The organism is Streptomyces sp. PH10-H1 (assembly GCF_030063355.1).
Classification (GTDB): Bacteria; Actinomycetota; Actinomycetes; order Streptomycetales; family Streptomycetaceae; genus Actinacidiphila.
Window position 1 is genome coordinate 107,547 of record NZ_JASISZ010000009.1, and the last position, 7,659, is coordinate 115,205.

Annotated in this window: 6 protein-coding genes; 4 read left to right on the forward strand and 2 right to left on the reverse strand. The window is 71.1% G+C overall.

Annotated elements, in window-relative coordinates:
* The first annotated feature begins 87 nt into the window (after positions 1-87).
* A complete protein-coding gene (locus QMK24_RS08725) occupies positions 88-1,071 on the forward strand; it encodes a TAXI family TRAP transporter solute-binding subunit (protein WP_283464727.1) in 984 nt (327 codons plus the stop codon).
* A 93-nt stretch (positions 1,072-1,164) separates the two neighbouring features.
* On the forward strand, positions 1,165-3,222 hold the full coding sequence (locus QMK24_RS08730; protein ID WP_283464728.1) for a bifunctional serine/threonine-protein kinase/glutamate ABC transporter substrate-binding protein: 2,058 nt from the start codon (positions 1,165-1,167) through the stop codon (positions 3,220-3,222).
* 22 nt (positions 3,223-3,244) lie between these two features.
* Here the strand turns inward: QMK24_RS08730 and QMK24_RS08735 are convergent, their stop codons facing one another.
* Together QMK24_RS08735 and QMK24_RS08740 are read right to left on the reverse strand one after the other, a co-directional pair.
* On the reverse strand, positions 3,245-4,669 hold the full coding sequence (locus QMK24_RS08735; RefSeq protein WP_283464729.1) for a sensor histidine kinase: 1,425 nt from the start codon (positions 4,667-4,669) through the stop codon (positions 3,245-3,247).
* A gap of 13 nt (positions 4,670-4,682) precedes the next feature.
* A complete protein-coding gene (locus QMK24_RS08740; RefSeq protein WP_283464730.1) occupies positions 4,683-5,417 on the reverse strand; it encodes a response regulator transcription factor in 735 nt (244 codons plus the stop codon).
* Between the two features lie 349 nt (positions 5,418-5,766).
* Here QMK24_RS08740 and QMK24_RS08745 point away from each other — a divergent pair, with 349 nt between their 5' ends.
* Positions 5,767-6,543, forward strand: coding sequence for an amino acid ABC transporter ATP-binding protein (locus QMK24_RS08745; protein ID WP_283464731.1), 777 nt, complete (start codon positions 5,767-5,769; stop codon positions 6,541-6,543).
* A 140-nt stretch (positions 6,544-6,683) separates the two neighbouring features.
* Positions 6,684-7,607, forward strand: a complete 924-nt coding sequence (locus QMK24_RS08750; protein ID WP_283464732.1) for a glutamate ABC transporter substrate-binding protein — start codon at positions 6,684-6,686, stop codon at positions 7,605-7,607.
* Positions 7,608-7,659: the final 52 nt, after the last annotated feature.

Sequence of the window (7,659 nt, forward strand, 5' to 3'; positions counted from 1 at the left end):
CCGTACCGCTTGCCCGTCCCCGCGCCCCGCCCCCTCCGGCTCGGCCGGCGCTATCCACGACGGCTCCGGCCTGGCAGGATCCGCACCATGAACCTCCCCCACCTCGGCAGACGCCGCGCGCTGCAGTCGGTCCTCGCGGCCGCCGCCGCACTCGCGCTGCTGCTGTGGTGGCTCCTGCCGTCCCGGGGGCCCTCGTATCCACACGAACCGGTCTCGTTCTCCACGGGCGTGGCCGCCGGGGTGTACGAGACCTACGGGAAGATGCTGAAGAGCGATCTGCGGGAGCAGCTGCCCGGGGTGACGGTCAACCTCGTCCAGTCGCACGGCTCGGTGGACAACGTGAAACGGGTCGCCTCGGGGCGGGCCGACTTCACCATCGCCGCCGCCGACGCCGTCGCGAACTACCAGGGACCGGGCAAGGACCGGCTGCGCGCCTGCGCGCGGCTGTACGACGACTACATGCAGCTCATCGTCCCCAAGAACTCGGCGATCGCTTCCGCCCGCGACCTGCGCGGCAAGCGCGTCGGGGTCGGCCAGGCGGATTCCGGCGTCAACCTCATCACCCGGCGGCTGCTGGCCGCCGCCGGGGTCGACATGGCCAAGGACCTCACCGCCGTGCCGGTAGGTATAGACACGGCGCCCGCCCTGCTCAAGGCCGGGAAACTGGACGCGTTCTTCTGGTCCGGCGGCCTGCCGACCACGACCGTCACCGATCTCGCCAATTCGAGCAACGTCAAACTAGTCCAGCTCGGCGACCTGGTGGACAAACTGCACGCCATGGGCGACCCGATGGGCTACTACCGCGAGGCGGTGATGCCCGCGGACGCGTATCCCACGATGCAGCACGGCCTGTCGGTGAAGACCATCGCCGTCGCCAATCTGCTCGTGACGACCGACCGGGCGGACACCGGACTCGTCGAACGGCTCACCCGCGCGGTGATCGACAGCCGCGACAGGATCGGCAGCAAGGTCCACGCCGCCCAGCTCGTGGACCTGCGCACCGCGGTCTTCACCGACCCGCTGCCCCTGCACGAGGGCGCGCGCCGCTACTACCGCTCGGTGAAGTCTTAGGGCCTGTCCGGCTGCCGGACGTGATCCTTCCGCTCGCGCGTCAGGGTCCGGGCGGCCTCTCGCGATCGGCCGGCCAGGCCCTAATCTCTACGCATGCGTAACGGGGGCACACCAGGCGGCGGGCCCCACACCCTTGTCGACGGCCGGTACGAGCTGCAGCGCCCGCTGGGCCGTGGCGGCATGGGCGTGGTGTGGGAGGCGTACGACAACCGGCTGGGACGCCAGGTCGCGGTGAAGGAACTGCTGTTCCGGGGCGCGGTGGATCCCGATACGCAGGCCCAGTGGGTGGAGCGGGCGCGGCGGGAGGCGCGGGCCATCGCCCGGATCGGGCATGAGCACGTGGTGGCGGTGCACGATGTGATCGAGGCCGACGGCCAGGTCTGGATCGTGATGGAGCAGGTCAATCCGCGCTCGCTGGCGGACCAGTTGCAGGAGCACGGCCGGCTGCCCGCGCTGCAGGTGGCCCGGGTCGGCCTCGAGGTGCTGCGCGGGCTGCGGGCGGTGCACGCGGCGGGAGTGCTGCACCGGGACGTGAAGCCGCACAACATCCTCTTCCGGCGGGACGGGCGCGCGGTGCTGATGGACTTCGGCATCGCGACGTTCGAAGGCGCGGCCCAGGTGACGCGGATGCACGAACTCGTCGGCACCCCGCGGTACCTGGCGCCGGAGCTGTGCACCCCGCAGGGCCGGTCGCCGCACGAGGCGACGCCCGCCGCCGATCTGTGGTCGCTCGGGGTGGCGCTGTACGAGACGGTCGAGGGCCGGGCGCCCTTCCGCGGGCCGACACCGTACGAGGTGCTGGAGGCGGTACGCGAGGCCGAGCCGCCGCCGATGGAGCACTGCGGACCCCTGCGGCCGCTGATCGAGGGCCTGTTGGTGAAGGACCCGGCGGCGCGGCTGACGGCGCGGCGGGCCGAGCAGTTGCTCCAGCATGTGGCTCAGGAGACACCGCAGCATCCGATGTCCTTCTACCCGGCGGACGGCCGGCCCCCGGAGGCGGAGTCCTCCTGGGCCCGCCGTACCGGCGGCTACGGCGGCACGGACACCGCCGACACGGGCGCTACGGGCACTACGGGCACGGACGCCATCGGCTCGGGAGGCTCGGACCCGGACGCTTCCGTGGTGAGTGATTCGTCGAGTGAATCGTTGAGTGATCCGCGGTCGGGCCCGGGCGGTTCCGACGGCCTCGGCGGCGGCTCCGGCGCGCACCCGCCGCCGGTCTCCCTGCCGCCCGCCCGGCGGCCCGCGGACGGTCCGTCCCGCGGCCTCACCGCCCGGCTGCGTGGTCCGCTCAGGTGGCCGGCCGCGGCGCTGGCGCTGGTCGTGCTCGTGACGGCCGGCTGGTTCACGGTGGACCGCCTCACCGCGTCCGCCGGCCCGTCCCTCGACAGCTCCGCCACCATCCGGGCGGCCAGGGAGCGCGGCTTCCTGCTGGTCGGGGTGAAGGGCGACCAGCCGGGGCTCAGCGAGCGGTCGCCGGGGTCCGAGGGCGGCTTCCGGGGGTTCGACATCGACATCGCGCGATCGGTGGCCGCGCATCTGGGCTTCGACACGGTGCGTTTCGAGGTGGTGAACACCCAGAGCCGCGAGTACCGGCTCAGCACCGGGCAGGTCGACCTGATAGTGGCCAGCTACTCCATCACCCAGGAGCGCAAGCAGTCGGTGGACTTCGCCGGCCCGTACTACGTGGCCGGGCAGGACTTCCTGGTGCCGGCCCGCGCGACCGGCGTGAGCGGGGTCGCCGACCTGGACGGCCGCAAGGTCTGCACCGTGCAGGGCTCCACGCCGGAGGCGCGGTTGCGCACCGGATACCCGCGCATACTGCTCGAACCGCGCGCCTCGTACGGGATGTGCGTCACCGACCTGCTCGCCGGCACGGTGGACGCGGTGTCCACCGACGACGTCATCCTGGCCGGCTACCGGGCCCAGCACCCCGCGGAACTGCGGCTGCTCGGCGCCCCGTTCGGCAGCGAGCAGTACGGCGTGGGACTGCACAGGGGCGAGCCCGCCCTGCGCGGCGCGGTGTGCGATGCCATCCGCGACGAGATCTCCTCGGGCCGCTGGAAGGACTCGTACGACACCTACCTCAAGCCGCTCGCCCCGAAGGAGCTGGCGGACCAGCTGCCCCCGGACCAGACGGAGTGCGGCTAGAGCGCCTGTCCGGGCGGGCCGTTCAGGCCCTGGGCCGGTCCTGCTGAGCCGTGCGCGGGATGGTGAGGGTCACCGCGAGGCCGGTGGGCTCGTTCGCCGCGAAGGAGAGGCGGCCGCCGCCCTGGGTCAGGAGGATCCGGGCGATGGAGAGGCCGAGCCCGGAGCCGTCGATGTTCTGGTGGCGGGGGCTGCGCCAGAAGCGGTCGCCGACCCGGTCGAGCTCCTCCTCGGTCAGCCCGGGGCCGCCGTCCGCGACGGTGACGGTGACCTCGTCGCTCCCCCCCGCGACCAGCACCCGGACGCTTCCGCCGCGCGGAGTGAACTTCAGCGCGTTGTCGATGACCGCGTCCAGGGCGCTGGACAGCGCCACCGGATCGGACCAGCCGGTGACGGCGGCCTTGCCCGTGTACTCCAGGGCGACGCCCTCCCGCTCGCCGACCGGCCGCCACGCGCCGATGCGCCCGGCGACGAGCGCGGCGATGTCGATGGCGGCCAGGTCCGCGTCCGCGTGCTCCGCCAGCGCCAGGCCGAGCAGGTCGTCGAGGACCTGGGCGAGCCGTTTGCCCTCCTCCTGGACGGAGGCCACTTCCCTGTTGCCCTCGGGAAGTTCGAAGCCGAGCAGCTCGATCCGCAGCATGAGCGCGGCCAGCGGATTGCGCAGCTGGTGGGAGGCGTCGGCGACGAAGGCACGCTGCTGGTCGAGCACCTGCTCCACGTTGTCGGCCATCTCGTTGAACGAGCGGGACAGCCGGCGCAGTTCCGGCGGCCCGCCGGCCGCCGCGACCCGGGATTTCATGCGCCCGGTGGCGATGTCGTGGGTGACCCGGTCGAGAATCGCGACCGGACGCAGCACCCAGCCGGTGAGCCGGAAGGCGAACAGCACGGCGATGGCCATCGCCGCCAGCTCGCCCGCGCCGAGCAGTAGCCAGCCGTGCAGGATGCGCGAACGCAGTGCCCCGGTGGGCGATTCGGTGAGGACGACGGCGACGACGTCACCGTCGCGGATGATGGGCGAGGCGACGGCCAGGGTACGGCGCTGCCAGGGCCACACCTGCGCCGGGTCGTGGCTGCGGCGGCCGGCCAGCGCCGCGCTGAAGGCGTCGTACGCCTCACCCTGGGCGGGGACCGCCCAGTCCTCGGGCGCCACGCCCATCGCGGTGAGATCGCGGTAGAAGACGCCGACGCGGATGCCGTAGAGCTCCTCGTACCGGCTCAGCTCCGAACGCAGCGCGTGCAGCCGCTCGGCGTCGCCGACGACGCTCGCGGACTGCGGGGTGCGCGCGGTGACGAACTGGGCGAGCGACGCGAAGCGCGCGGCGTCGTCGATGCGGTCGACGACGACGCGCTGCTGCTGGGCGGCGGCCATGCTCGCGGCCAGCGGAAAGCCCAGGGCCAGCAGGACGCCCGCCATCAGCGCGAGGAGCAGGGGGAGAAGGCGTGAACTCAACGGGTGCCGGCTCTCAGACGGCGGGAACGACGAGCCGGTAACCGACTCCGCGCACCGTCTCGATCACGGACGGCAGCCGCAGCTTGGACCGCAGCGAGGCGACGTGCACCTCCAGGGTGCGCCCCGTCCCCTCCCAGCTGGTGCGCCAGACCTCGCTGATGATCTGCTCACGTCGGAAGACCACGCCGGGCCGCTGGGCAAGCAGGGCCAGCAGGTCGAACTCCTTGCGGGTGAGCGCGATCGGCTCGCCGCTCACCATGACCCGCCGGGTGGGCAGTTCGATCTCGACGGGACCGAGCCGCAGCCGGCCGGACGGCGGCCGCTCAGGAGCGCCGGCCACGGCGGACGCGGGCGCGGCGGCGGGGTCCGTGGCGGGCCGCAGCGGGGGCCGGCGGCCGACCGCATGGATCCGGGCGAGCAGCTCACCGGTGTCGTACGGCTTGACGACATAGTCGTCGGCGCCGAGGTTGAGGCCGTGGATCCGGGACCGCACATCGGAACGGGCGGTGACCATGATGACGGGGGTGGAGGTGCGGCGGCGTATCCGGCTGCACACCTCGAAGCCGTCCTGGTCGGGCAGGCCGAGGTCGAGCAGCACACACCCGTAGGACGGGCCCTGGGCGGGCAGCAGCGCGCGCAGCGCCTCCTCGCCGCTGCGGGCGTGGGTGACGTCGAAGCCGTGCTTCGCGAGCACCGCGGACAGCGCGGCGGCGACCCGGTCGTCGTCCTCCACCAGTAGCAACCGCATCGGTTCACCCTCCTTCCCGCGTCGGCGATCGGTCCGCATCGGTCTGCATCGGCCGGCTGTCGTCCGTGCGTCTATCGTCCGTCTTTCGTCTGTCGGTCGTCTGCCCGTCGACCATCCGTGTGCAATCGGTTGCTTACCCGGAATACAGGCTGATCGACGAGGGGCGCGTCAAGGGAGCACCGGTACCTGCCGCGGACTGTTATGCAGCCGGTACGCACGACCACACAGGGCTTATCATCCGTGGCGGACAGTATCCGAATCGTGATCCTCAAGTTCAGCTCAGATGTAATGGCGCTCGCCATCATGCATCACTAAGGTCTGGCGAACCGACGAGATGGAGCACAGGCCGATGACCGAAGTCTCAGTGACCAAGGACGCCGTGCCGGCGACCGACGACCTGGTCGTGCTGGGAGGCGTGAACAAGCACTTCGGCGCCCTGCACGTGCTCCAGGACATCAACCTGACGATCACCCGCGGCGAGGTGGTGGTCGTCATCGGTCCCTCGGGGTCCGGAAAGTCCACGCTGTGCCGTGCCATCAACCGGCTGGAGACGATCGACTCGGGCTCCATCACGCTGGACGGCAAGCCGCTGCCCCAGGAGGGCCGGGAACTGGCACGGCTGCGCGCCGATGTCGGCATGGTCTTCCAGTCGTTCAACCTCTTCGCGCACAAGACCGTTCTCCAGAACGTCATGCTCGGACAGGTCAAGGTCCGCAAGACCGACAAGAAGGACGCCGAGGCACGGGCCCGCCAGCTGCTCGACCGGGTGGGCGTGGGCGAGCAGGCGGACAAGTACCCGGCACAGCTCTCCGGCGGCCAGCAGCAGCGCGTGGCCATCGCCCGCGCCCTCGCCATGGATCCGAAGGTCATGCTCTTCGACGAGCCCACCTCCGCGCTCGACCCGGAGATGATCAACGAGGTGCTGGAGGTCATGCAGCAGCTCGCCCGGGACGGCATGACGATGATCGTCGTCACCCACGAGATGGGCTTCGCCCGCTCAGCCGCCAACCGGGTGGTCTTCATGGCCGACGGACGGATCGTGGAAGAGGCGACGCCGGAGCAGTTCTTCAGCAATCCCCGGAGCGACCGGGCCAAGGACTTCCTGTCGAAGATCCTTCACCACTGACGGCGTCCGGGCGCCCAACGCCCGACGAATGGCCGACGCCTGACGACGGCCGGCCCGCTTCGCACTACGACTCACCATGACTTTTCACCACGACTTCGCACCACCGACGACTGACGACAGACGACCCAAGGGATGTCCCCATGAAGTTCCGTAACTCCGCCGCGGCCGGGCTCGTCGTACTGGCGCTGACCCTCACCGCGACCGCCTGCGGCGGCAAGTCGGGCACGCCGTCCGCACCCGGCGCCACGCCCACCAGCGGCACCAACGCCCCCAAGCTGCCGACGTACACGACGAAGACCGGCGTCACGATCGACTCCGCCGTCCTGAAGCGCGCGCAGCAGCGCGGCAAGCTGATCATCGGCGTCAAGGCCGACCAGCCGTTCCTGGGCTTCCAGCCGCCCGGCACCAACGACCGCAACGGCTTCGACATCGAGATCGCCAAGATGGTCGCCGCCGATCTCGGCTTCGGCCCGGACAAGATCGAGTGGAAGACCTTCGACTCCAGCCTGCGCGTCCCGGCGATCAAGAAGGGCGACGCGGACTACTACGTCGGCACCTTCACGATCAACGACGCCCGCAAGAAGGACATCTCCTTCGCCGGCCCGTACTACATCGCCGGCCAGGACCTGCTGGTGGCCAAGGACAACACCGACATCACCGGCCCGGACAGCCTCAAGGGCAAGAAGGTCTGCAGCATCACGGGTTCCACGCCGCTGGAGCGGATCAAGGACCCGAAGTACGGAGCCATCGTCAACGCGCTCGGCAAGTACTCCGACTGCGTGCAGCAGCTGCAGACCGGCCAGGTGGACGCGGTCACCACCGACGACGCGATCCTCAAGGGCTACGCGGCCCAGGCACCGGGCAAGTTCAAGGTCGTCGGCAAGACCTTCTCCTCGGAGCCCTACGGCGTCGGCCTCAACAAGGACGACAAGGCGCTGCGCGATGCGATCAGCAACGCGCTGCAGGCGCACGAGGACAACGGCGACTACAAGAAGGCCTACGACGCGACGCTGGGCCTGTCCGGCTCGCCGTACAAGGCGCCGCCGGCCCTGGACCGCTACTGATCCGCACGCTTCTCCCGGCATCCCCGCCGGCCGGCCGCTGCGCCAACCCCCG